Here is a 24,534-nt window from a genome sequence, read left to right as displayed (position 1 = left end):
GTCGATGGGATAGGAGCTTGGCCTTGTCCCGGAGGATTTTCAAGGTCATGGCGAGCGACAGGATGGACGGCAAGACGAAAGGCGACGACCCGCGTTTCGAGATCCTGATCGTCGGCATGAACGGCGACCTGCGCGGCAAGCAGCTTCCGCCCGGCGCCGAAGACAAGGTCTGGGCCGGCGACATCCGTCTGCCGACCTCGACGCAATCGCTCGACATCTGGGGCGACGATAATGACGATATCACCGGCCTGTCGCTGACGATCGGCGATCCTGACGGCAAGGTCATCCCCGACCGGCGCAGCCTGGCGCCGATGCCCTGGGCGCCCGAGGGCTCGATGCAGGTGCTCGCCACCATGCACGAATTCGACGGCAGCCCGAGCTTCATGGATCCACGTGCCATCCTCGCTTCGGTGGTCGAGCGCTATACGGCGCGCGGGCTGACGCCCGTCGTCGCGACCGAGCTGGAATTTTACGTGATGTCCGGAGACTGGCGCGAGACCGGACGCCCCTGCCCGCCCGAAAACCTCACCTATCGCGGCGAACCGAACGGTTTCCAGCTCTACGACATGAGCGCCGTCGACGCGCTCGATGGCTATTTGCAGACCCTGAGGGCCTATGCGAAGGCGCAGAACCTGCCGGCGGATGCGACGACGGCAGAATTCGGTCCGGGCCAGTTCGAGGTCAACCTGCTGCACCGCGCGGACGCGCTGGCTGCCGCCGACGATTGCCTCTATCTCAAGCGCATCGCCGAACAGGCGGCGCGCCGGCACGGGCTGAAATCGACCTGCATGGCCAAGCCCTATTCCGAACATGCCGGCTCCGGCCTGCATGTGCATGCGAGCATCATCGACGAGCAAGGCCGTAACATCCTCGATGCCAAGGGCGGCGAACCGAAGCTGCTCAAATCGGTGATATCAGGCCTGCTCGACTCCATGCGCGCGGCGCAACTGATTTTCGCTCCCTTCGCCAATTCCTACCGCCGCTTCCAGCCGGGCTCGTTTGCGCCTGTGGATCTGACCTGGGGCAGCGGCCATCGCGGCACGGCGATCCGCATCCCCGACAAGGATGGCCCGGCCGCACGCATCGAACACCGCGTCGCCGGCGCCGATGCCAATCCCTATCTGCTGCTGGCAGCGATCCTCGGCGGCATGCTCGCCGGTCTCGATGGCGAACTCGACCCCGGCGAAGAGACGACGCCCTCGCACACGCCTGCGAATACGGCGCGACTGACGCATGATTTCCTCAGCGCCGTCGACACCTTCCGCACCTCGCCCTTCATCGCCGATATCTTCGGTGCGCGTTATCAGGCGCTCTATGGCGACACCAAGCGCAAGGAAGCGCTTGCCCATCTGCGCACCGTTTCGGATTTCGACTACCGCACCTATCTGCCGCGGCTCTGAAATTACGCGGCGGCCGACTTACGCAGCGGCCGACTTACGCAGCGGCCGACTTACGCAGCGGGCTCGCGGCGTTCGTCCGCATTCACTTGAGCGGCGAGACCCTGCTTGACGAGAACCTTCAATTCGCCCGGATGCAGCCGGATCGAGACGTCGCGTTCGAGCGGCAGCAGTTCGCCGTCCATGACGCAATTGGCTTTGGAGCGCAGTTTCGGAAAATGCAGGTGCACTTCGGCCGGGTGCATCACCATGACATCGGCATTCTCGCGGACCTTGCCGCGCAGCATGTCGATGGCGAGACGGGCGACACCGAGGGGTTTCAACGGTTTTGCCGTGTAGAAGCCGAGTTCGCCGCTTCTCAAATTATCGGCGTAGAGCAGCGCGTTCTCGCCGAAGGGATTGTTGGAGACTGAGATCGCCGACACCCTGCGGCGCTCGCGCATGCCGGCCGCCTCGAACTCGACCTCGAATTCCGGCGGATTGAAGATGACGCCCAAAGCCGCCTTCGTGCTCGCCCGCATCTTGCCCAGCCGGGAGCGATAGCTGTAGGCGTTGCGGTAGCGCACCATGCGGGCATGCAGGCCGGCGGAAAACTGGTGGATGAAGGGCCGACCGTTAGCGCTGGCAATATCGACGTTGTCGATCTCGCCGGAGGCAAGCACATCGAGCGCCTGCCAGATATCGAGCGGCACACGCAGCGAGCGGGCAAAGAGGTTCATCGTGCCGGCGGGCACGACGCCGAGCGCAATTCCGTTCTTCCAGGCAATCGATGCCGCCGCCGAAATCGTACCGTCGCCGCCGCCGGCGACGATACCGTCGATATCGTCGCGCTTGGCTGCCCGCTCCATGGCAGGAACGATTTCCTTTCCTGAGAAGACGATGGCGTCGAAATCGTGCCCCGCTTCGCGGAAAGCCGCCTCCGCCCTTTTTTCATAGGCCAGCATGTCGGTGGTCTTGAAGGTCCCACCGTCGCGATTGAAAAAGCCTACAAGCTTCATAAGAGCTCCCGTGTCCGGCGCGGAAATGCTCCTGCCTTGCCCCTGAAATGGTTGCGGCATCGGCGATTTCAAGCGCAGCCTTCTTTTCTGACAAAGGGCAGAAATGCAAAAATTGCAATAGACGTATGCACATAGCAGGACGCTGCACTGCAAAAAATGCACTCGACGGCGGCCGAGAGGTCACGGATAGATGGCGTATCGGAGACGTGCTCTCCACCTCCCGCCATTTCAACGATCGGGCTCGTGGCCGCGCCTGCGCCAGGGGCCGTTGCCAAGCAGAAACCGCCTCGAGGAGCTCTCGTGAGTGAGATTGCCGCCAATATTTCAGTCGATAGCCGGAACTCCATTGATAGCCAGGATGAAGCGCTGCCATCGGCAATGACCGTGGCGCTGGTCCAACTGGCGCTTGCCTGCGGCGGCTTCGGCATCGGCACAGGCGAATTCGCAATCATGGGATTGCTGCCCAATGTCGCCGAGACTTTCTCGGTCACGACGCCGCAGGCCGGCTACGTCATCAGCGCCTATGCGCTCGGCGTCGTCGTCGGCGCACCTGTCATTGCGGTACTCGCCGCGAAGATGGCGCGGCGCACGCTGCTTTTGACGCTGATGCTGATCTTTGCCGCCGGCAATATATCGAGCGCCATGGCGCCGACCTTCGAGACCTTCACGCTGCTGCGTTTCGTCAGCGGCCTGCCGCACGGCGCCTATTTCGGCGTCGCGGCCCTTGTCGCCGCCTCGATGGTGCCGGCGCATCGCCGCGCCCGTGCTATTGGCCGCGTCATGCTCGGCCTGACCGTTGCGACACTTCTCGGCACGCCGTTGACGACCTTCTTCGGCCAGTCGCTCGACTGGCAGGTGGCGTTTTTCTCGGTCGGCGTGCTCGGCCTGCTGACGGTAGCGCTGATCTGGTTCAACGTTCCGAAGGACAGGGTTTCCGCGGAAGCGGGCTTCCTGCGCGAACTCGGCGCCTTCCGCCGGCCGCAGGTGTGGCTGACGCTCGGCATCGCCGCCGTCGGCTACGGCGGCATGTTCGCAATGTTCAGCTATATCGCCTCGACGACGACTGAGGTGGCGATGCTGCCGGAAGCAGCCGTTCCGATCATGCTGGTCCTCTTCGGCGTCGGCATGAATGCGGGCAATTTCATCGGCTCGTGGCTCGCCGACAAATCGCTGCTCGGCACGATCGGCGGGTCGCTCGTCTATAATATCGTCGTGCTGACCACCTTCTCGCTGACCGCCGCCAATCCCTATTTGCTCGGGCTTTCCGTCTTCCTCGTGGGCTGCGGCTTTGCCGCCGGCCCGGCGCTGCAGACGCGGCTGATGGATGTCGCCGCCGATGCGCAGACGCTTGCGGCCGCGTCCAACCATTCCGCCTTCAACATCGCCAATGCGATCGGCGCCTGGCTCGGCGGCCTTGTCATCGCCGGAGGCTACGGTTTTGCGGCGACCGGCTATGTCGGCGCGGCGCTGTCCTTCCTCGGCCTGTTCGTCTTTGCAGCCTCGCTACGCCTCGAGCGCCGCGATCGGAGCGCGCAGGCCGTCTGAAGCCAGGCGCAACTCGCGGCCTTCCGGGCTGCAGAAGACATAATCGTCACCCCAGGCGGCCAACGCCTGGATGACGGGCTTCAGCGTCATGCCGAGCGGTGTCATTGCATATTCGACCCTCGGCGGCACGACCGGATAGACGGTGCGTGAGACCAGACCGGATTCTTCCAGTTCACGCAGCTGCTTGGTCAGCATGCGCTGGGTCACGGCCGGCAGTTTACGCCGCAATTCGTTGAAGCGGAGGGTTCCTTGCATCAGGTGAAAGAGGACCACGCCCTTCCACTTCCCGTCGAGGTAAGTCAGCGTCGCTTCGACCGGGCAGCCGGGGAAATTCTGGACGAGCTTGGCGCGTGGCAATGACATTTTACGGTATCCTTTTGGGTACTACGTACAGAATTTGTGCATTCTTGCGTTGTCAGAACTTAGTGCGCATCTAGCTTCCGTGCAACGAACACAGGAGTTTCCCATGCACGCCGTCGCCTACAAAACGCCCCAGCCGATCTCCGCCGAAACCTCGCTGATCGATGTCGAGCTGCCGATGCCGGAGGCTGGGGGCCACGATCTGCTCGTCGAAATCAAAGCCGTTTCGGTCAATCCCGTCGATGTGAAGGTGCGCGCCCATTCCGCACCGCCCGCAGACGAACTCAAGGTGCTCGGCTGGGATGCCGCCGGCGTCGTCAAGGCCATCGGCGCAGATGTCACCCTGTTCAAGCCCGGCGACGAGGTGTTCTACTCCGGCGTCATCAGCCGTCCGGGCAGCAATGCCGAATTCCATCTCGTCGACGAGCGCATCGTCGGCGCCAAACCGAAGAGCCTCGATTTCGCTGCCGCGGCCGCCTTGCCGCTGACCTCGATCACGGCCTACGAAGCGCTGTTCGACCGGCTGAAGGTGCAGGACGCGGTTTCGGGAGGGGCACGCTCCATCCTGATCATCGGCGGCGCCGGCGGCGTCGGCTCGATCGCCATTCAGATCGCCCGGGCATTGACCGACCTGACGGTGATCGCCACCGCCTCGCGGCCGGAAACGCAGGACTGGGTGAAGGAACTCGGCGCGCATCATGTCGTCGACCATTCCAGGCCGATCGCGCCGCAAGTGGCGGCGCTCGGCATAGGCGCGCCGGGATTCATATTCTCGACCACCAATACCGACAGCCATATTGGCGACATCGTCGAAGCGATTGCGCCGCAGGGCCGCTTCGTTTTGATCGACGATCCGAAGACGCTCGACATCGTGCCCTTCAAGCGCAAGGCCGTTTCCATCCATTGGGAGTTGATGTTTACCCGTCCGCTCTACGGCACACCTGACATGATCGAGCAGCACAAGCTGCTGAACAAGATTTCCGAACTCGTCGACGCCGGAAAGATCCGCACCACGCTTTCAGAGATCGTCGGGCCGATCAATGCGGCAAATCTCAAGACGGCGCATGCCATGGTCGAAAGCGGCAGGATGAGGGGCAAGGCGGTGCTTGCAGGATTCTGAGACCGCTTCGGGTCAGCAAGGTCTACAAACCATACCCGCCTGACCATACCCGCCTGGCCATACCCGCCTGGAATGCCGCATCGCGGGGTGCGGCATTCTGGCGTTAAGCATTTATCCCGCTTGACTTTTTCCGCATCCGGGACCACCTAGCATCCACGTGGACGACACTCGTCAGCCACGGATTTCAACGGAGCCATCATAACGATGCCAAGCGACAGTAGCAGTCGATTGCCTTTGCCGTACGCGGCCCTCGTGCGCTGACCGACTCCTGTCGGCTCGCCCGATCGGACGCTACGGCGGATCGACGGAAAGGCGAGCCTCAAATGAATATCAATCGCTTCCCTCTTCGGGCAGGCCATGCCGCCCGTGCCTTCATCAACAACAGCCGCGGCGCAACGATCGCCGAACGCGTCGAATCATTGAACGCGCTCAGCGTCCAGGACGCCGGGCGGGTGCTAACCGGCATGCCGTTCGACTATGCGGTCAACATTCTCGACCGGCCGGAGCTTCGCAACGCCGCACAGATCCTTGCGCTGATCAGTGCCGAGGACGCCGCTCGGCTGCTGCACGGCATGTCGAACGACCGCGTCGCCGATGTGCTGCTCGAACTCGACGGCGACACCCGCGCCCGGCTGTTCTCCAGCCTCGACGAACCGGTGCGCATCGCGATCCAGCACCTGATGGGATATCCGCCGCGCACGGCCGGCGGCATCATGACGACGGAGTTCGTCAGCGTGCCTGATAGCTGGACCGTCGCCCGCACACTCGACCATGTGCGTCAGGTCGAACGCTCGCGCGAGACCGTCTACGCCATCTATGTGCTCGACGAGGTCAGCCATGCGCTGCTGCATGTGGTGACGCTGCGTCGCCTCATCACCGGCGAGCCGGAGGCTTCGATCCTCTCGGTGGCGCAGAAGGGCGCGGCGGTTTCGGCCGATCCGCTGATGAAGCAGGAAGATGTCGCCCGGCTGATCCGCAAGCACGACCTGCTCGCCCTGCCCGTCACCGACGAACAGGGGCAGATGCTCGGCATCGTCACCGTCGACGACGTGATCGACACGATGATCGCAGACACGACGGAAGCGACCCAGAAGTTCGGCGGCATGGAGGCGCTCGGCCAGCCCTACATGAAGATCAGCTTCGCCGGCATGATCCGCAAGCGCGCCGGCTGGCTCGCCGCCCTGTTTCTCGGCGAAATGCTGACGGCAAGCGCCATGCAGCATTTCGAAGGCGAGCTGGAAAAGGCCGTGGTGCTGACGCTGTTCATCCCGCTGATCATGAGCTCGGGCGGCAACTCCGGTTCGCAGGCGACGTCGCTGATCATCCGGGCGCTGGCGCTCGGCGAGTTGAAGCTCTCGGACTGGTGGAAGGTGCTTTTGCGCGAACTGCCAACGGGCATCGTGCTCGGCGCGATCCTCGGCCTGGTCGGCTTCATCCGCATCGTCTTCTGGCAGTCGGCCGGGCTCTACGATTACGGCCCGCACTGGCAGATGGTCGCCGTCACGGTGTTTGCCGCCCTGATCGGGATCGTCACCTTCGGCTCGATCTGCGGCTCGATGCTGCCCTTCGTGCTGCAGAAGCTGCGGCTCGATCCGGCCAGCGCGTCGGCCCCTTTCGTCGCCACGCTGGTCGACGTCACCGGGCTCGTCATCTACTTCTCGGTGGCGCTGCTCATCCTCAGCGGGACCCTGCTCTAACCCGCAAACAAGCCCGAGGGGAATTATTTTCCCTCGGGCAGCTTCAACGGCCCATGCGTCTTGATGCTGCGGATGGCGAAGTTCGAGCGGATGTCGCTGACATTCGGCAGAGTCAACAGCGTTTCCGTCAGAAGCCGTTCGTAGGCGGCGAGATCTTCCACCACCACCTCGGCGAGGAAATCGGCCGTACCCGAAATCAGGAAGCAGGAGACGATCTCGGGGATGGCGAGCAGCGCCTTCTGCTGCGCCTCGGAATTCTCGCGGCTGTGATGGACGACCTTGAATTCGACGAAGACGGTGAGGCCGAGACCAACCTCCTTGCGGTCGATATCCGCCGTATAGCCGCGGATGATGCCGGACCGTTCGAGATTGCGAATGCGGCGCAGGCAGGGCGACGGCGAAAGGTTCACCTTCTCGGCGATTTCGACATTGGTGGCGCGCGCATCCTCCTGCAGGCACTTCAGGATGGCGATATCGAATTTATCGAGATTTGGCATTTTCACGCTAGCTTTCGGCATCAATTGGCAGAAGATTGCGTATAGCAAGTTTTTCGAGCCATAGATAGCAAGGACATGCCCTGGCCTGTGGCGCTAATCTTTTCTTCAACCGGCCAAGCTCCGGACGGAAGAAAGGATCAAGACGATGACCACCATTGCATTTACAAACGACAAGTCGCCGTCGCAGGTACTGGGTTATGCCGGTGGCACTATTACCGTGCTGATCTGGGCGACATGGTTTCTCGTCACCCGCCACAGCGCCGCAACGCCGCTCGGCTCGATCGATATCGGGCTGATCCGCTTCGGAATTCCGGCGCTGGTGCTTTCGCCCGTCTGGCTGAAGACGGGGCTGCTGCCGAAGGCCCTGCCGCTTCATCTGCTGGCGATCATGGTGTCCGGCTCCGGCGCCGTCTTCTTCCTGCTGACGACGCTGGCAATCCATTCGACGCCGGCCGCCTCTTCAGGCATTCTGCTCGGCGGCTCGATGCCGCTCGCCGCGGCGCTGATCGGGATCGCGCTGTTTCGCGAAAGACCTGACGGCACCCGCATCGCTGGGCTCGTTGCGATCGTCGCCGGCGTGCTGATCCTGCTCACGCTTAGCCTTGCGGATGCCTCGCTGCCATGGACGAGCTTCGTGCTGCTGCCGGCCGGCGCCATTCTCTGGGCAAGCTATACGCATGCCTTCCGCCGCTCCGGTCTGACCGCCGTCCAGGCGAGCGCCCTGATCGCCGTCTGGTCCTTCCTGATCATGGGCGCGCTTGCCCTCATCTTCGGCGTCTCGCTGCGACAGGCTACTCTTCCGGAGATCGGCCTGCAGGTGCTGAGCCAGGGCGTTCTTTCCGGCCTCGTCGCCATGGTCGCCTACGGCACCGCCGTCAGAACACTCGGCGGAACTCAGGCCGCCGCCTTCACGGCGCTGACGCCGGTGCTCGCGACGCTTGGCGGCGGCTTGCTGCTTGGCGAAGCGATCGGCATGACGGAAATCAGCGCCGCCGTGATCACCGGCATCGGCGTGGCGCTTTCGACAGGTATCGCCACGCCACGCCGCTGAAATCCAACACCAACAGCAGATGGAAAGCCGCCTGCAGCCATCGCTGCGGCGGCTTTTTCAATGGAGACGCATCCTAACCGAGCTTCGAACGGCCACCTCAGGCCTGGATGACGACGACCCTGGCGCCGACTTCGACGCGGCTATAGAGGTCGATCACATCGTGGTTCATCATGCGGACACAGCCGCTCGACATGGCGAGGCCGATCGATTGCGGCTGGTTGGTGCCATGAATGCGAAAATGCGTGTCGTTGCCGCCGCGATAGAGATACATCGCCCGCGCACCGAGCGGGTTGTTCGGGCCACCCGGCATGCCGCCGGCGAGCTTGCGATAGCGCTCTTCGCGGCGCTGCATGTTTTCCGTCGGTGTCCAGCTCGGCCACTCGGCCTTGCGGCCGATATAGGCGTTACCGGCAAAGGCCAGCCCCTCGCGGCCGACACCGACGCCATAACGCATCGCCCTGCCGCCGCCGAGGACGTAATAGGCGCGGCGCGCGGGTGTATCGACGATCACGGTGCCGGCAGCATGCGTGGTTTCGTAGGCCACTTCCTGGCGGCGGAGCTCCGGCTTGATCTTGTCGATCGGCACCTGCTTCAACGGGAATTTTTCATCCGGAAGTGCGGCATAATTGGTCTGGCTGTTCAGGCCGGTCGAAGAGCAGCCGGCCACGAAAAGCGGCAGAGCGATCAGAAAGCCCCGGCGGGAGATCGTCATGAATGTGTCCTTAGTGCGTCAACTTGATGTCGCAAGCTAAGGAAATTATGGTTAACGAACGGCTAACAGCCTCCGGCAGAAGGCGATCACGAAGGCGTCAGGACGCAAGAATTGTCGGCCGCGAGGACAATCCGCCTCACATATTCGGATAGACCGGCCCCTCGCCGCCCTGCGGCGGTACCCAGTTGATGTTCTGGTTGGGGTCCTTGATGTCGCAGGTCTTGCAGTGCACGCAGTTCTGGGCGTTGATGACGAAGACCTCTTCGCCGTCCTTTTCCACCCATTCATAGACGCCGGCCGGACAGTAACGCGTCGACGGGCCGGCATAGATATCGTGCTCGGAACGCTTCTGCAGCGCCATGTCCTTGACCTGCAGGTGCACCGGCTGGTCCTCCTCGTGATTGGTGTTCGACAGGAACACCGAGGAGAGGCGATCGAAGGTCAGGACGCCATCGGGCTTCGGATAGGCGATCGGCTTGTGCTGCGACGCCGGCTCTAGGCTCTCAGCATCGGTCTTGCCATGCTTCAACGTGCCGAAGACGGAAAAGCCGAACAGCGTGTTGGTCCACATGTCGAAGCCGCCGAGCGCCACGCCGAGCGCAGTGCCGAATTTTGACCACAGCGGCTTGACGTTGCGCACCCGCTTCAGGTCGCGGCCGATGTCGCCCTTGCGCCATTCATTCTCGATCTCGATCACGTCGTCATGACTGCGGCCTGATACAATCGCGGCTGCGATCTTCTCGGCCGCCAGCATGCCCGACAGCACCGCATTGTGGCTGCCCTTGATGCGCGGCACGTTGACCAAACCAGCCGAACAGCCGATCAGCGCTCCGCCGGGGAAGGAAAGCTTCGGCACCGACTGGTAGCCGCCCTCGGTGATGGCACGCGCCCCATAGGACAGCCGCTTGCCGCCCTCGAAGGTGGTGCGGATCGCCGGATGCGTCTTGAAACGCTGGAATTCTTCGAAGGGATAGAGATAGGGGTTCTTGTAATTGAGGTGGACGACGAAGCCGACGGCGACCAGATTGTCTTCCAGGTGATAGAGGAACGAGCCGCCGCCCGTCTTCATGCCGAGAGGCCAGCCGAAGGAGTGCTGCACCAGGCCCGGCCTGTGGTTTTCCGGCTTGACCTGCCAGAGTTCCTTGAGGCCGATGCCGAATTTCTGCGGTTCGCGATCTTTTTGCAGATCGAACTTGGCGATCAGCTGCTTGGCGAGCGAGCCGCGCACGCCCTCGCCGATCAGCACATATTTGCCGAGCAGTTCCATGCCGCGGGTATAGTTCGGGCCGGGCTCGCCATTCTTCTCGATGCCCATATCGCCGGTGGCGACCCCGATGACCGCACCCTGGTCATTGTAGAGCACTTCGGTGGCGGCAAAGCCGGGATAGATCTCGACGCCGAGTTCTTCGGCCTTGGTCGCCAGCCAGCGACAGACATTTCCGAGCGAGACGATGTAGTTGCCGTGATTGTTCATCAATGGCGGCATCAGCACATTCGGCAGGCGAACAGAGCCGGCGGGACCGAGCAGCAGGAAGTGATCGGCCGTGACCTTGGTCTTGAACGGATGGTCGGCCTCGTCGCGCCAGCCGGGCAACAGCCGGTCGATGCCGATCGGGTCAACCACGGCACCAGAGAGGATATGCGCGCCAACTTCCGCGCCCTTCTCCAGCACGACGACGGAGAGTTCCGGATTGACCTGCTTCAACCGGATCGCCGCCGCAAGACCGGCAGGACCTGCGCCGACGATCACAACGTCGAATTCCATGCTCTCGCGTTCGGGCAGCTCAGTCGTCTCGGTCATTCACTCGTCTCCGCTTGGCGGCACGCGGCCGTCATCCCGTCATGGCACTTTCTTGTCAAAACGAGAAAGCATTGTCGAGCCGGGATACGACAGCCAATCTTCCAATTCGCCCGATGATGAGGCCTGGTTGAAAAGAATTACATGCCGCTTACGTTAACGTCAATTATCAAACGCTGTCGAACCGGTCACATGCCCTTTCCTTTTCCGCCGCTTGCGCCTTATACATCGCTCAAAGCTATCGGAGGACAATCATGGATCTCGGCATCAAGGGCAAACGGGCACTCGTCCTCGCCTCCTCGCGCGGTCTCGGCCTCGGCATCGCCGTGGCGCTGGCGCGGGAGGGCGCAAACGTGCTGCTCTGCGGGCGCAGCGGCGAACAGCTGGAGGCCAATTGCAAGGCGATCAATGGTGAAGGCCAAGGCCGGGCCGACTGGATCTGGGCCGATCTCGGGGACGAACGCTTCGTCGAGATGACGACGACGGCGGTGAAGGAGAAGTTCGGCGGTCTCGATATTCTCGTCAACAATACCGGCGGACCGACGCCCGGTACGACGGAGGAGATGACGGGCGAAAAGCTCGAAAGTTATTTCCTCTCCATGGTCGCCCGCGTGATCACGCTTACCAATGCGCTGCTGCCTGGCATGAAGGCGCAGGGCTGGGGCCGCATCCTGACGGTCGCCTCATCCGGCGTGATCGAACCTATCGCCAATCTGGCGCTGTCGAATACGCTGCGTCCGGCCCTTGCCGGCTGGAGCAAGACGCTTGCCTCCGAAGTGGCGGGCTTCGGCGTCACCACCAACCTGCTCTTGCCCGGCAGCATCCTGACGGCACGGCTCGACGATCTCGACGGGGCCGCGGCAAAGCGGACCGGCAAGAGCCTCGAGGAGATCCGCACCGACAAGGAAGCGCGCATTCCGGTCGGTCGCTACGGCAGGGTCGAAGAATTCGCCGCAACGGCTGCCTTCCTGTGCAGCCAACCGGCAAGCTACATCACCGGCTCGCTCATCCGCTGCGACGGCGGCGCGGCACGATCCGTCTGACATTTTTTCTCAGCCGACGCGGGCCGCCGCCGCCCATGTCGCCACACTTCGGATCATCTGTTCGACGTTAGCCGGATCCTCCGCAAGTTCGGCGAGCTCGGACAGACGATGGAAACCGGTCAGGATTGCAATGCGCCGCCGGTCGAGCCTGAGTCCGGTCAGCATTTCATAGGCCGATATGATGCGCGCGGTCAGATCGGGCGAGATGAAGTTCGAGTAGATGAATTCCTGGTGCAGCGGGCCGAAGCCGGAATCGGCGAAATCGTAAATGCCGTTGAGCTTCCTTTGCGCATGGTCGAAGGCCATGTTCCAGCCATGACCGTCGAAGAAGCCGTAGATGTTGCCGTAGGGATCGGGCGGCAAGGCCTCGAAATCCGAAATAATGGCCTGCGCAAAGCTCCTGATGTCAGGCGGCAGCAGCGGCAAAGCCTTTATTCGCACCGTCTCGGGCGATTGCCATGGCTGGATAGCCCCGGCACCCGCCGACCGTATGCGATCGGCATCGAGCACATGCAGCTCGGCGTAAAAACGCGCGAGATCTTCCCCGAGGCGCTGCCGATCGCTTTCGCCAAGCGCATCATAATCTTCGGCAATGAGATGTTCGCCGTCGAGTTTGGCATGGCTGGAGAAGATCGGCGGCCCGTCGTGAATGCGCATGTCGGGAACCGCCATCGACAGCGACGGCCGAACAATATCGAGCAAGGCGGCTTCCTTCTGAAGCGCTCTTTCCGCGCCGAGATTACGGGGAAACTTGAAGATTAATGTGTCATCGACGTCAACGGCAAGCGAATCCCAGCCCTTCGCCGCCAGTTTGAAGACGGAGGCCGTGAGTTCAGGAAATACGCTTACGATCAGAGAGCGAAATTCGCTGGCATCCAACTCAGTCATGACGACCTGCCTTCTCTCGTTTTTCCGTATTCTTCCGCGCGATGGACGGCTTGCGAACCGCCTGCGCGGGTGCCGTCGGACGGCATCGGATTACACTGGATCTATATTAGTATAATTTGAATATTACGGAATATTCATTACAAAATTTTAAGCCGTTATAACCACTTAGTGATCGCACACCGGGAATTATGTCCTTTTTGCGCCGCAATATAAGCAGCTCAATCGGAGCATAAAGTTTGCAACCTCGCTCAAGACCGGTTCCCGCCCATGAAGAAATTTTGGATCACCGTCAGCGTTATCGCAATTGCCGCCATCGGCGTCTGGCAATTCGGGAATCTGGTCCCTTATGCCTCCCGCATTCCCTACCTCTCGCAGTTCATCAAGCAGCCGGCCGGCGGCAATGGCGGCGGGCAGCAGGCGCAAGCCGATCAAGGTCAGGCCGGCAGTCAGGATGGGGGGCAACATCAGGGCGGCGGGCGCAGACGGGGCGGCGGCGGCCCAACCGTCGTCAAGACCGTTGCAGCCGTGAAAACGACGTTGCCGATGGATGTGACGGCGACCGGCTGGGCCGATGCCGATGACAACACGACCATTGCCGCACAGGAACAGGGCTTGATCGTCAGCATCGATGCGCAGGACGGGGCGACCGTGAAAGCCGGTGACCTGATCGCCAAGCTGGACGACCGGACGGCCAAGGCAACCGTCGACAAGGACAATGCGATGATCGTGCGCGACGCGGCAACCCTGTCGGAAGCCGAGACCGCATTGACGCGCGCGCAGAATCTCTTCAACCAGAAGGCCGGCACCCAGCAGAGCCTCGACCAGGCGGTCGCCGCCCGCGATACCGCCGCAGCCACTGTGGACGCCGACAAGGCTTCGCTGGTCTCCGACCAGATCTTGCTCGAGCACACCGACATCCGTGCTCCCTTCGATGGCCGACTTGGCGATATCGCCGTCAGCAAGGGCGCCTTCCTCAATGCCGGCTCGGCAATCGTCACTATCGCGAAATACGATCCGATCTATGTGAAATTCCACCTGCAGGAACGCTATCTGCGGGAGCTGAAGAGCGCTCTGGCAAGCGGTCCGGTCGAGGTCAGCACCGCCCCCAATTCCACCAAGGGGCAAGTGCGAAAGGGCGAAATCAGCTTCTACGACAACACGGTCGACACCGCCTCGGGCACGATCCTTGCCAAGGCGAAATTCGAGAATGCCTCCGGCGCGCTCTGGCCCGGCCAGTCGGTCAACATCGTCGTGCATTTCAACAATAACGAACAGCAGGTGGTGGTGCCGACGCTTGCCGTCAGCCCCGGCCCGGAGGGTTTCTTCGCCTTCGTCGCCAAGGACGGCAAATCGCATCTGACGGCCGTCACCGTTGCCCGCGCAAATGGCGGCTTCACCGCCATCGCCTCGGGCCTTTCGGAAGGCGACCATGTCGTCGTCGAGGGCCAGGGCCAGCTCAGCGACCAGCAGGCGATCAAGGAGCAGTTCGACGATAAGGCGCTTGATGTCGCCTCCGCCGAAGCGCCTCGGCAACAGCAGCCCTCCGAGACGATCGCGGTGGGAGCTCAACAATGATCCCGAATTTCTGTATCCAGCGACCCGTCGCGACGACGCTGCTTGCGATCGGCGTCATTCTGGCCGGTCTTGCCGGTTATCAGCTCGTCCCCGTCGCAGCGCTACCGCAGGTCGATTTTCCCACCATCAACGTTTCGGCGCAGTTGAGCGGCGCCTCACCGCAGACGATGGCGACCTCGGTATCGACGCCGCTGATCAAGCAGTTCGAGACCATTCCCGGGATCACCGAAATCAGCGCCTCCAGTTCGCTCGGCAGCACCAGCATCGTGCTGCAGTTCGACCTTAGTCGTAATATCGATGCGGCCGCAGCCGACGTGCAGGCGGCGATCTCGAATGCGACCCGGCAACTGCCCGACAATCTGACGACGCCGCCGAGTTATCGCAAGACCAACCCGGCCGATGCGCCTGTCATGTTGCTCTCGGTGCAGAGCAACACCATGCCGCGCAGCAAGCTTGACGACATCGCCGAGAACATCATTTCGCCGTCGCTTTCGACGCTTCCCGGCGTTGCCCAGGTCAGCGTCTACGGTGCGCAGACCTATGCCGTGCGCGTCGAGGTCGATCCCAACAAGCTTTTGACCCGCGGCATCGGCATCGACACCGTCAACAAGGCGCTTGCTGCCGCCAACAGCCAGCAGCCTGTGGGAACGCTGCAGAACAATTCGCAGAGCATGACCATCACGGCGAACACGCAGCGCACCAGCGCCGAACAATTCCGTTCGCTGGTCATTGCCAATCCGAACGGCGCGCCGATCCACCTCGGCGATATTGCCGATGTGCAGGACAGCGTCGAGAACCAGTATACCGGCAGCTGGTATGATGGCCAGCGTGACATTATCCTCGCCATCCAGCGTCAGCCGGATGCCAACACGGTCGATGTCGTCGATGCGATCAACGCCAAGCTGCCGCAGCTTCACGCCGAAATCCCGCCCTCGGTCAACACGGTCGTCATGAATGACGCCGCAAAACCGATTCGCGATGCCATCTCCGACGTGAAGTTCACGCTGCTGCTCACGATCGGCCTCGTCGTTCTCGTCATCTACCTGTTTACCGGCCATGCGACCGCAACGATCATTCCCGGGCTTGCCGTTCCGCTGTCGCTGATCTCGACTTTCGGCATGATGTATGTGCTCGGCTACAGTATCGACAACATCTCGCTGCTCGGGCTGACGCTCGCGGTGGGGCTCGTGGTGGACGACGCGATCGTCATGCTCGAGAACATTCTGCGCCATGTCGAGGAAGGCATGCCCGTGCGGGAAGCGGCGATCAAGGGTGCGGGCGAAGTCAGCTACACCATCATTTCCATGTCGGTTTCGTTGATCGCGGTCTTCATTCCGATCCTGCTGATGGGCGGCGTTGTCGGCCGCGTGTTCAACGAATTCGGCATGGTGGTTGCGATTGCGATCATCTCCTCGGCAATCGTCTCGCTGACCGTGACGCCGATGCTCGCCTCGCGTCTGTCCAACCACCAGAGCCGCCCGCCGCTCATCATCCGCATTTTCGATGCCCGCTTCGAACGGACGCTCAACGGCTATGACAGGGCTGTCGGCTGGTGCCTTCGCCACCGCCCCACGATCCTCGGCGTTTTCCTCGCCTCGGTCGCACTGACGATCTATTTCTTCATGACGCTGCCGACGAGCTTCTTCCCACAGGAGGATATCGGCCGCCTGACGATCAGCACGCAGGCTCGCCAAGACATTTCCTATTCAGCCATGGCGGCGCTGCAGCAGCAGGCGGCAGCCGCCGTCAAGGCGAACCCGGCGGTCAACCACGGGATGTCCACCATCGGCGGCAACCCCAACAAGCCACAGAACAACGGCTCGATGTTCGTCGAGCTCAAGGACAAGACGGAACGTCCGCCGCTTGACCAGACGCTGCGCGAGCTGCGCACGGCGATCAACAAGATCCCCGGATTGCAGGCCTTCGTGACGCCGAACCAGAGCCTGCGCTTCGGCGGCCGCCAGACCGCCAGCCAGTATCAGCTGGTGGTGCAGGCGCTGAGTGCCGATCAGACCAATCTCTGGGCCGGCAAGATCCAGGCGGCGATGCGCAAAGATCGCCTCTTCACGGACGTGACATCCGACGCGCAGAACAACGCGCTGCAGGCCAATATCGTCATCGATACCGAGCGGGCAGCCGCCTACGGGATCGACAACGACACGCTGCGCACGACGCTGCAGGAATCCTTCAGCGGATATGCAGCGGCGGAAATCCAGTCAACCGGCGACAGCTACGACGTCATCGTCGAATATGACACAAGCAAGCCGTGGGACGACCAGAAGCTCTCGGAAATCCGTGTCGCATCGGCCAATGGCAGCCTGGTGCCGCTTTCAAACTTCGCGCATGTCGAGCGCACGGTCGGCCCTGTGACAATCAACCAGACGGGCCAACTCGTCTCGACCACCGTTTCCTTCAACCTGCCGGAGGGCGTATCGCTCAGCAATGCCACGGCAGCAATCGACCGGATCAAGACGGAAATGAGCATGCCGGCCGACGTCTTCACCTCCTATGGCGGTACAGCTGAGATTTTCGAGCAGTCTCAGGGCAATACGCCATACCTCATCCTGGCGGCGGTGCTGACTATCTATGTCGTGCTCGGCGTGCTCTACGAGAGCTTCATCCACCCGCTCACCATCCTCTCCGGTTTGCCTGCGGCGGCATTCGGTGCGTTGCTGGCGCTCAAGATCATGGGCTTCGACCTGTCGATCATCGCCCTGATCGGCCTGCTGATGCTGATCGGCATCGTCAAGAAGAACGCGATCATGATGATCGACGTGGCGGTGGAGACCATGCGCAAAACCGGCGAAAAGGCGACGGTGGCGATCCACGAAGCCTGCGTGCGACGCTTCCGACCGATCATGATGACGACCTTCTGCGCCCTGCTCGGCGCCTTGCCGATCGCGCTCGGCACCGGCGCAAGTTCGGAACTGCGCCAGCCGCTCGGCATCGCCGTCGTCGGCGGCCTGATCGTCTCGCAGATGCTGACGCTCTTCATCACCCCGGTCATCTTCGTCGAGATGGACCGCTTCGGAAACTTCCTCGGCCGCCTGATCGGCCACAACAAGGTCGAGGAGCCGCAGCTGGAAGAGGCAAGGGCGATGGCCGCCGAGTAACGGCGGCCTGCCCTCTTCGCTCCGGCAGGCGAAGAGGGAACAACAGATGTCGGCGCGATGCCTTCAATCCTCTTGAAAGTGTCACGCCCCTGTGGCATCACCCGCCCTCCTGATTCCGGGGCGTGCTTACGCCCTTTCGCGGAGCGATGCTCCGTCTCCAATAACAATCGGCATGAAGAGGTGCGGGCATGGCTCAGGCGCTGGGTTTCGACTTCGGCACGACGAATACGGTTCTCGCCATGGCGGATGGCGGGGCGACGCGCTCGATGGCGTTCACGAGCACGGAGGGTACGGCAGACAGCATGCGCACGGCGCTTTCCTTCATGAAGGATGCCCAGCTCGGCGCTTCGGCACTGAAGGTGGAAGCGGGCCATGCGGCGATCCGCCAATTCATCGACAATCCCGGCGAATGCCGCTTTCTGCAGTCGATCAAGACCTTTGCGGCGAGCGCGCTGTTCCAGGGCACGCTGATCTTCGCCAAACGGCATAATTTCGAGGATCTGATGGAGGTCTTCGTGCGGCGGCTGCGCAACTATGCCGGCGACAACTGGCCTTCGGATGTTAGTCGCATCGTCACCGGCCGGCCGGTGCATTTTGCCGGCGCCAGCCCCGATCCGGCGCTGGCGACCGAGCGCTACAACGAGGCGCTGTCGCGCTTCGGCTTTCCCGAAATCCACTATGTCTACGAGCCGGTCGCCGCCGCCTTCTATTTCGCGCAGAACCTGAAGCGGGATGCCACAGTGCTGGTCGCCGATTTCGGCGGCGGCACGACCGACTATTCGCTGATCCGCTTCGAGACCGTTGCCGGCAGACTGACGGCAACGCCGATCGGCCATTCCGGCGTCGGCGTCGCCGGCGACCATTTCGACTATAGGATGATTGACAACATCGTCGCGCCGCTGATCGGCAAGGGCAGCCATTTCAAAAGCTTCGACAAGATCCTTGAAGTGCCGTCCAACTACTATTCCAGCTTCGGCCGCTGGAACCAGCTGTCGATCTTCAAGACGACGCGCGAATTCGAGGATCTGAAGAAGCTGGTGCGCACCAGCCTGGAACCGGAAAAGCTCGAAATCTTCATCGATCTCATCGACCATGATGAGGGCTACCCGCTCTATCAGGCGGTGTCGGCGACGAAGATGGCGCTCTCGGCTTCGGAGGAAGCGCCTTTCGATTTCGCGCCGCTTGGCCGCGGCGGACATCGCAGCATCAAGCGAAGCGACTTCGAAGGCTGGATCGCCGATGATCTCGCCCGCATCGAAGGCGCGCTCGACGACGTACTCGAAAGGACCGAGACGAAACCATCGGAGATCGACAAGGTGTTTCTGACCGGCGGCACCTCGTTCGTGCCGGCGGTGCGCCGCATCTTTACCGAACGCTTCGAGCGCGACCGGATCGAAAGCGGCGGCGAGCTGTTGTCGATCGCCCATGGCCTGGCGCTGATCGGCGAACGTGACGACATCGCGCAATGGACTGTGCAATAGAGCCGGCAAGGTCGGGCAATCGGCCGCCCGCCCTTTCAATGCCCGTGTCACTCCGCTAAGCTTGCCGCATGATCTCCGCCAACGACCTTTCCCCAGCCGAGCTCGCAGCGCTTCTGCATTTCCATGCCGATGCCGGCGTGGAATGGCTGCTGGAGGAAGAGGCGATTGACCGCTTCGCCGAATTCGAGGCGATGAAGGCCGCCCGCCGCCCGGCGGCACAGCAGCAACGTCCCGCCGCTGGGGAGCGCCCTGCCCCAGGTCAGGCACAGGTGCGCCCGAATGCAGCGGTGCGCCCGGCGCCTGCCGAACGCGCGGCGTCCGGTCCGCAACCGGCAATCCCGGATGGCGAGGCGGTACAGCAGGCGCGCTTCGTCGCCGAGACCGCGCGCTCGCTCGTCGAGCTCAAGACCGCGATCGAAGCCTTCAGCAGCTGCAACCTCAAGCACAGTGCCCGCTCGACCATCTTTGCCAGCGGCGATGCCGAAAGCGGGATCATGGTGATCGGCTCCGCGCCGAGCGCCGAAGACGATCGCGAGGGCATGCCCTTCTCGGGAAAATCCGGCCAGCTGTTCGACAAGATGCTGGCGGCGATCGGGCTGACGCGCTCGAGCGTTCTGTTGACGCAGGTCATCCCCTGGCGACCACCTGGCAATCGTGCGCCCTCGGCGGCGGAAATGGACATCTGCCGACCCTTCATCGAGCGGCAGATCGCGCTTGCCGAACCCAAGGCGATCCTGTTGCTCGGCAATTTCTCGGCGCGCTTCTTCTTCGGTGAAAACGATACGATTCATGGGTTGCGCGGCCGCTGGAAGGAGATTGCCGTTGCGGACTGTGTCATTCCTGCCATAGCCAGCCTGCATCCGCAGGATCTGTTAACCGCACCTGTAAACAAGCGGCTGGCCTGGAATGACCTGCTGGCTTTTCAGGCGAAACTTAAGTCCCTCTCTTTGCTTAGAAATTAGCCAAAGTTGAATAATTTGTGAATCAGCCTATGCGATTTTCGCATGGCTGCATCCCGCCGTGATGCATTGCGGAATCTATGCTGCATCGCAATATCAACTGTGTCTTGGGAGGAATCACAGGAACCAAGGCCATGAACAAGCGTTTTCGTCCTATCCATAGCGGGTTTGAAACCCTTCGCCTCGCCGGCGACCAGGTTCGTTCCACTCAAGGCTACAGCCGTTTCGGCTTTGCCACGAACGAACAGATGATTGCCCGCGGCACCGGTATCAACAGCCGTACGGCGCGCCCGAACGCTATTTTTTCGGACTTCCAGCAATATTGAGCAGAGACTCAAAGTGTTGCAGCGTCCTTTGCGCGTCTGAAAAGACGCGCGGCGCTGCAGGCGCTTCGCCTGCCCTTTCGTGTCAAGAGTACCCAACATGTCGACGATCCTGATATCGCTTCTGCGCAACATCGAAACCTTCGAGCACATCCGCGTCGCGGTCTGCGCCGCGCGGGAATATGAGCGCGAGCTTTCGGTCAAGCCGGCCGATGCCGGATCGCGCATTGGCGCAGGTACAGCGGCGATCGTTCTCTAGAACATTTCCGAGTCATGGAAATGCTCTATCTCTTTGTTTTCACGCATTCCGGACGCAAAACCGCTGCGCACTTTTGCTGGAAGTGCTCTGGTTAGATGGCCATTTCCTCGATCTGGGCCTTCGCCCATTCGAAGGCTTCATCGACATAGGCGAACTTGACCGCCTGCCAGGCGCAATATTCCTCGACGAAATCCCGCGATATCCATAGGTGCGTCTTGCGCGGCTCGTCACGCCAGCCGACGCAGCCGCGTTGCGCCGCTTTTGCCAGCAACCGCTGCAGATGAGTGCGCGACATCATGAAATCGGCAGCGAGCGCGCGGGTTTCGACACGGCCGACGGACAGCCTATCCGGCTCGCTGCCTTCTATAGCCATCCGGGCGATGAAGTTGTCGACGACGAGGCCGCCGGCTTCCGTCCAGAGGAAGAGCGCTACCTGCTCCGGCGGTTCGCGCCAGGCGGCATCTTCGAGGCAATGGCGGGCAATGCGCGGCTGAATGAGCCGCATCAGTGATGGATTTGCCTGGAAAAAGGCTGCCCTTTGACCGCCGTCGAGCAGGTCGAGCGCACCGAGATTGGAGAAAAGCCAGGCAAACATACCCTGATGACTGACGTCGCCCGGTTCGAAATGACGTGGTCGCCGCCGCTCGTCGCCGGGCGTGTGGGTGATGAAGCGGTAGGTATAGAGTTCTTCGATGAAGGCGAGCACGGTGTTGCGGCTCGCCACCTTGTGCGCGGTGATGCGCCCGGTCAGCCCAACGGCGGTGAAGCCCGAGGTCGGGTCGCGCGGATCATATTCCAGATGGAGGGCATAGGCAGTCTGGGTCAGAAGCCAGCGTTGATGGGAGGCGAGCAGTCGCGCCAGCCGCGGACCGGCATCGAACATGCCGCGCATCTGCCCAGCCAAAAAGCGAATGCTCATCAGAAAGGAAGAGTTCCCCACCAATTGCTCCGCTGTGAATGCCATTATGCTTTTCTCCACCCCCCGCTCGCCGGCCAGCGTTCGGAGCAACGACACCCGAGAGCTCCTCCGGCATCAGCGGCCATTCAGACATGCACAGCTTGGAATAAATGATACTCTCTCATGTTCAACAATCATATTCCGCAGACCGAGGATATCCCAAGAATTCACCATTCTTTTCACTCTTTGAGCGCAAGTTTCAAGCCACCGCAATCCCTGCGTTAAAACCTTGATAAACATGCGCTTGCAGCCGTCAGGCTTGCGGCGTTGTGGCCTTGCGCGCCTCTCTCTGCTCGATGCCCAGCTGATGCTCGCGATAGATGATGAAGATGCCGGCGGCGACGACAATGACGGTGCCGATCAGCATGGTCACGCTCGGCACGTCGCCGAAGACGAAGTAGGCGACGATGCCGCCGAGCAGGATCGAGGTGTATTCGAACGGCGCGATGGTGGAGACGTCGGCATGGCGGTAACTTTCCGTCAGCAGGATCTGCGCGACTCCGCCGCAAAAGCCAGCTGCGATCAGATAGAGCGCCGTCGGCCATGCCAGGATGAGCCAGCCGAAGGGAAGAGAAGCCAGCGAGAAGACCGAGGCGGTGATCGAGAAATAGAGCACGATCGTCGCCGTCTTCTCTTCCTCGACGAGGCGGCGCACCTGGATCATCGCCACGCCGCCGAGAACGGCCGAGAGCAGCACGCAGAGCGCACCGACGGCCTGTTCTGCTTCCATGCCGCCGTCGCGAAACAGCGTGAGTTTCGGCCATGAAACGATGGCGACGCCGACGATGCCGACGAGGACGGCGCTCCAGCGATAGATGCGCACGGTCTCGCCGAGAAAAACGGCAGCGAAGATGACGGCGACGAGCGGCAACGCATAGCCGAGCGCGATCGCCTCCGGCAGCGGTAGATGCAGCAGGCCGTAGAAACCGAAAGCCATCGACAAGATGCCGATCGTGCCGCGCTTCAGGTGACCGATTGGATTGGCCGTGTAGAAGGCGGCGCGCAACTGCCTGTTATAGGCCAGATAGGCCATGATCGGGAAAAGCGCGAAGAACGACCTGCAGAAGGTGACCTGCCCCGGCGGGATGTCTGAGCCCGCCAGCTTGATGAAGGTCTGCATGGCCAGGAAGACCACGACCGACGAGACTTTCAGCGCAATGCCTCTCATCGGGTTTCTGAGAACCGAGTGCATGATCCTGGCTCTTGATACTGACTTAACCGGAACGGGGAGACGCGTTCGACTCGGGAACGCAGCAGGTGACGTCGCCCATCGTAGCGAAAGAAAAGTCTGATTGGCGAAAAAACCGCAAGCAATATGAGAGAATCACAGAATCGCCGTCAGCCGCGGGCTCAACCGTGCTGCATACGCGTCACCGCGCTGAAATTTCCTTTTTTGAGCCATTTACCCCCAAAATGTTCATCTCCCGGCGCTCGGCGTTAACCAATTGAAAACCATAGGCAAGCATCGTTTTTATCGCTGATCTCGAAATTTTCTTCACCGCACAAACAATTGCCCGCTCCTTTCAGGATCCCATTTGATGAAGCCGCTTAGCGTCGAAACCATTGCCCAGTCGCAGAATGCGACACCGCGCTCCATGCGCGTCGTCACCGACGGCATCAGCACCGACCTCGAGCGCTTCAGCGCCGACAACACCCATATCGTCAAGCAGATCAAGCTGCTGGCGATCAATGCGCTGATCGAGGCGGCTAGGGCCGGCGAGACCGGAAAGGGCTTTGCCGTCGTTGCCAACGAGGTGCAGCGGCTGGCGCAGATCGCGACCGACATCACCGGCAGGTTCGAGAGCAACGTGCTCGGCCGCATCGGCCTCAGCCGTGCCATGGCGGACTCGCTGGTCGAGGAGATGGAGGGCGTTCGCCTCACCGATCTGGCGCAGACGCTGGTGCAGCTCATCGTCCGCAATCTCTTCGAGCGCACGGCCGATGTGCGCTGGTGGGCGACGGATCCAGCGCTCTGGCAGGCGCTGCAGAACCCGAGCCGGGAAACCGTCGCCTTTGCGGCGGAGCGTCTCGGCGCCATCAACCGCTTCTACACCGTCTATCTCGATCTCGTCATGACCGATCTCTCGGGCAAGGTGATCGCCTCCGCCAATCCCAAGTTCCAGCGCAAGATCGCAGGCACAAGCCTTGCCGGCGATCCGTGGTTCCGCGCGGCATCCGCCTGCTCCTCCGGCGACGCTTATATCGTCGATGATGTCAAAGCGAGCCCGCTCCACGACGCCAGGCATGCGCTCGTTTATGCCACAGGCATCCGCGAAGAGGGCAAGCTCGACGGGCGGCTGGTCGGCACGCTCGGCGTCTATTTCGACTGGCAGAACCAGGGCCAGGCGATCGTCGAGAAAGAAGCCAACCTGCCACCGCAACTGGCGGAAAGAACGACGGTCATGCTGCTCGACGGCAAGAGCCGGGTCATCGCCACCACCAATCGCGCCTTGCTCTTTTCCCATTTCGCGCTCGCCAATCCGTCCGGCCAAACGAAAGGCAGCTACTACGACAATAACGGCTCGATCGTCGCCTTCGCGCGGACCCTCGGCTACGAGGATTACGATGGGCTCGGCTGGTACGGCGTCGTCGTGCAGCAGACGGAAAACGACGCGACGATCAAAGCCGCCCTCAACCTGAAGTAGCGCCCATCTCCCCGCAGCGGCGTTCATCCGTTTCCAATAAGATATTTTGCCCGCGAACTTGGTGTTCGCGGGCAATTTGCTTTAACTTTAGTTCAGACTTTAATGTAATCATCCC

General features: G+C 61.8%; 21 protein-coding genes. 13 read left to right on the top strand and 8 right to left on the bottom strand.

The features are described from left to right. The first annotated feature begins 47 nt into the window (after positions 1-47). Positions 48-1,400: a glutamine synthetase family protein gene (locus tag GFM02_RS11170; protein ID WP_168321835.1), complete on the top strand. Its 1,353-nt coding sequence runs from the start codon at positions 48-50 to the stop codon at positions 1,398-1,400. 50 nt (positions 1,401-1,450) lie between these two features. Here the strand turns inward: GFM02_RS11170 and GFM02_RS11165 are convergent, their stop codons facing one another. Continuing rightward, complete coding sequence (locus tag GFM02_RS11165; RefSeq protein WP_168321710.1) at positions 1,451-2,395, bottom strand: diacylglycerol/lipid kinase family protein; 945 nt, start codon at positions 2,393-2,395, stop codon at positions 1,451-1,453. Positions 2,396-2,695: 300 nt separating this feature from the next. On the opposite strand from GFM02_RS11165, the gene GFM02_RS11160 reads away from it, so the two are divergent. Then, on the top strand, positions 2,696-3,940 hold the full coding sequence (locus GFM02_RS11160) for an MFS transporter (protein WP_168321709.1): 1,245 nt from the start codon (positions 2,696-2,698) through the stop codon (positions 3,938-3,940). Here GFM02_RS11160 and GFM02_RS11155 read toward each other — a convergent pair. Beyond that, on the bottom strand, positions 3,899-4,303 hold the full coding sequence (locus GFM02_RS11155; protein ID WP_168321708.1) for a winged helix-turn-helix transcriptional regulator: 405 nt from the start codon (positions 4,301-4,303) through the stop codon (positions 3,899-3,901). The two genes, GFM02_RS11160 and GFM02_RS11155, sit on opposite strands and share 42 nt — an antisense overlap. 103 nt (positions 4,304-4,406) lie before the next feature. Here GFM02_RS11155 and GFM02_RS11150 point away from each other — a divergent pair, with 103 nt between their 5' ends. Then, complete coding sequence (locus GFM02_RS11150) at positions 4,407-5,420, top strand: zinc-binding alcohol dehydrogenase family protein (protein ID WP_168321707.1); 1,014 nt, start codon at positions 4,407-4,409, stop codon at positions 5,418-5,420. Positions 5,421-5,743: 323 nt separating this feature from the next. Continuing rightward, on the top strand, positions 5,744-7,117 hold the full coding sequence (mgtE, locus tag GFM02_RS11145) for a magnesium transporter (RefSeq protein WP_168321706.1): 1,374 nt from the start codon (positions 5,744-5,746) through the stop codon (positions 7,115-7,117). A 23-nt stretch (positions 7,118-7,140) separates the two neighbouring features. On the opposite strand, the gene GFM02_RS11140 is transcribed toward mgtE, so the two are convergent. Next, positions 7,141-7,614 (bottom strand): Lrp/AsnC family transcriptional regulator, encoded by a 474-nt coding sequence (locus GFM02_RS11140; RefSeq protein ID WP_003587651.1) that lies wholly within the window; start codon positions 7,612-7,614, stop codon positions 7,141-7,143. Between the two features lie 145 nt (positions 7,615-7,759). Here GFM02_RS11140 and GFM02_RS11135 point away from each other — a divergent pair, with 145 nt between their 5' ends. Further along, entirely contained in the window at positions 7,760-8,665 is a 906-nt protein-coding gene (locus GFM02_RS11135; protein WP_168270154.1) for a DMT family transporter, read from the top strand. A 97-nt stretch (positions 8,666-8,762) separates the two neighbouring features. Here the strand turns inward: GFM02_RS11135 and GFM02_RS11130 are convergent, their stop codons facing one another. Beyond that, positions 8,763-9,377, bottom strand: a complete 615-nt coding sequence (locus GFM02_RS11130; protein WP_017959713.1) for a L,D-transpeptidase — start codon at positions 9,375-9,377, stop codon at positions 8,763-8,765. A 136-nt stretch (positions 9,378-9,513) separates the two neighbouring features. Further along, positions 9,514-11,178 carry an electron transfer flavoprotein-ubiquinone oxidoreductase gene (locus GFM02_RS11125; RefSeq protein WP_168321705.1) on the bottom strand — a complete coding sequence of 555 codons (1,665 nt, stop codon included), beginning with the start codon at positions 11,176-11,178 and terminating at the stop codon, positions 9,514-9,516. 251 nt (positions 11,179-11,429) lie between these two features. On the opposite strand from GFM02_RS11125, the gene GFM02_RS11120 reads away from it, so the two are divergent. After that, positions 11,430-12,218, top strand: coding sequence for an SDR family oxidoreductase (locus GFM02_RS11120; protein ID WP_131666003.1), 789 nt, complete (start codon positions 11,430-11,432; stop codon positions 12,216-12,218). Positions 12,219-12,227: 9 nt separating this feature from the next. On the opposite strand, the gene GFM02_RS11115 is transcribed toward GFM02_RS11120, so the two are convergent. Beyond that, the gene (locus tag GFM02_RS11115; protein WP_020049258.1) at positions 12,228-13,106 is read right to left on the bottom strand and encodes a phosphotransferase family protein; all 879 of its coding nucleotides are present in this window, start codon (positions 13,104-13,106) and stop codon (positions 12,228-12,230) included. A 267-nt stretch (positions 13,107-13,373) separates the two neighbouring features. Here GFM02_RS11115 and GFM02_RS11110 point away from each other — a divergent pair, with 267 nt between their 5' ends. The 6 genes from GFM02_RS11110 (at position 13,374) to GFM02_RS11085 (ending at position 20,816) form a co-directional block, all read left to right on the top strand. After that, positions 13,374-14,681, top strand: a complete 1,308-nt coding sequence (locus GFM02_RS11110) for an efflux RND transporter periplasmic adaptor subunit (protein WP_168321704.1) — start codon at positions 13,374-13,376, stop codon at positions 14,679-14,681. Then, a complete protein-coding gene (locus GFM02_RS11105; RefSeq protein ID WP_168321703.1) occupies positions 14,678-17,794 on the top strand; it encodes an efflux RND transporter permease subunit in 3,117 nt (1,038 codons plus the stop codon). Before GFM02_RS11110 ends, GFM02_RS11105 begins: the two co-directional genes overlap by 4 nt. Before the next feature lie 188 nt (positions 17,795-17,982). Then, positions 17,983-19,275, top strand: a complete 1,293-nt coding sequence (locus tag GFM02_RS11100) for an Hsp70 family protein (RefSeq protein ID WP_020049255.1) — start codon at positions 17,983-17,985, stop codon at positions 19,273-19,275. Positions 19,276-19,343: 68 nt separating this feature from the next. Then, the gene (locus GFM02_RS11095; RefSeq protein WP_168321702.1) at positions 19,344-20,237 is read left to right on the top strand and encodes a uracil-DNA glycosylase; all 894 of its coding nucleotides are present in this window, start codon (positions 19,344-19,346) and stop codon (positions 20,235-20,237) included. Positions 20,238-20,368: 131 nt separating this feature from the next. Next, positions 20,369-20,560 carry a hypothetical protein gene (locus tag GFM02_RS11090; protein WP_003546802.1) on the top strand — a complete coding sequence of 64 codons (192 nt, stop codon included), beginning with the start codon at positions 20,369-20,371 and terminating at the stop codon, positions 20,558-20,560. A gap of 97 nt (positions 20,561-20,657) precedes the next feature. Then, positions 20,658-20,816 carry a hypothetical protein gene (locus GFM02_RS11085; RefSeq protein ID WP_164902133.1) on the top strand — a complete coding sequence of 53 codons (159 nt, stop codon included), beginning with the start codon at positions 20,658-20,660 and terminating at the stop codon, positions 20,814-20,816. Between the two features lie 91 nt (positions 20,817-20,907). On the opposite strand, the gene GFM02_RS11080 is transcribed toward GFM02_RS11085, so the two are convergent. Together GFM02_RS11080 and GFM02_RS11075 are read right to left on the bottom strand one after the other, a co-directional pair. Continuing rightward, positions 20,908-21,780 (bottom strand): hypothetical protein, encoded by an 873-nt coding sequence (locus tag GFM02_RS11080; protein WP_168321701.1) that lies wholly within the window; start codon positions 21,778-21,780, stop codon positions 20,908-20,910. 247 nt (positions 21,781-22,027) lie between these two features. After that, positions 22,028-22,966 (bottom strand): DMT family transporter, encoded by a 939-nt coding sequence (locus tag GFM02_RS11075; protein WP_003546796.1) that lies wholly within the window; start codon positions 22,964-22,966, stop codon positions 22,028-22,030. A gap of 346 nt (positions 22,967-23,312) precedes the next feature. On the opposite strand from GFM02_RS11075, the gene GFM02_RS35450 reads away from it, so the two are divergent. Further along, positions 23,313-24,419, top strand: coding sequence for a methyl-accepting chemotaxis protein (locus tag GFM02_RS35450; protein ID WP_168321700.1), 1,107 nt, complete (start codon positions 23,313-23,315; stop codon positions 24,417-24,419). Positions 24,420-24,534 lie beyond the last annotated feature (115 nt).

This window comes from Rhizobium leguminosarum bv. viciae, assembly GCF_012276115.1.
GTDB classification, from domain to species: domain Bacteria; phylum Pseudomonadota; class Alphaproteobacteria; order Rhizobiales; family Rhizobiaceae; genus Rhizobium; species Rhizobium leguminosarum_T.
This window is presented reverse-complemented; position numbering and strand designations above follow the sequence as displayed.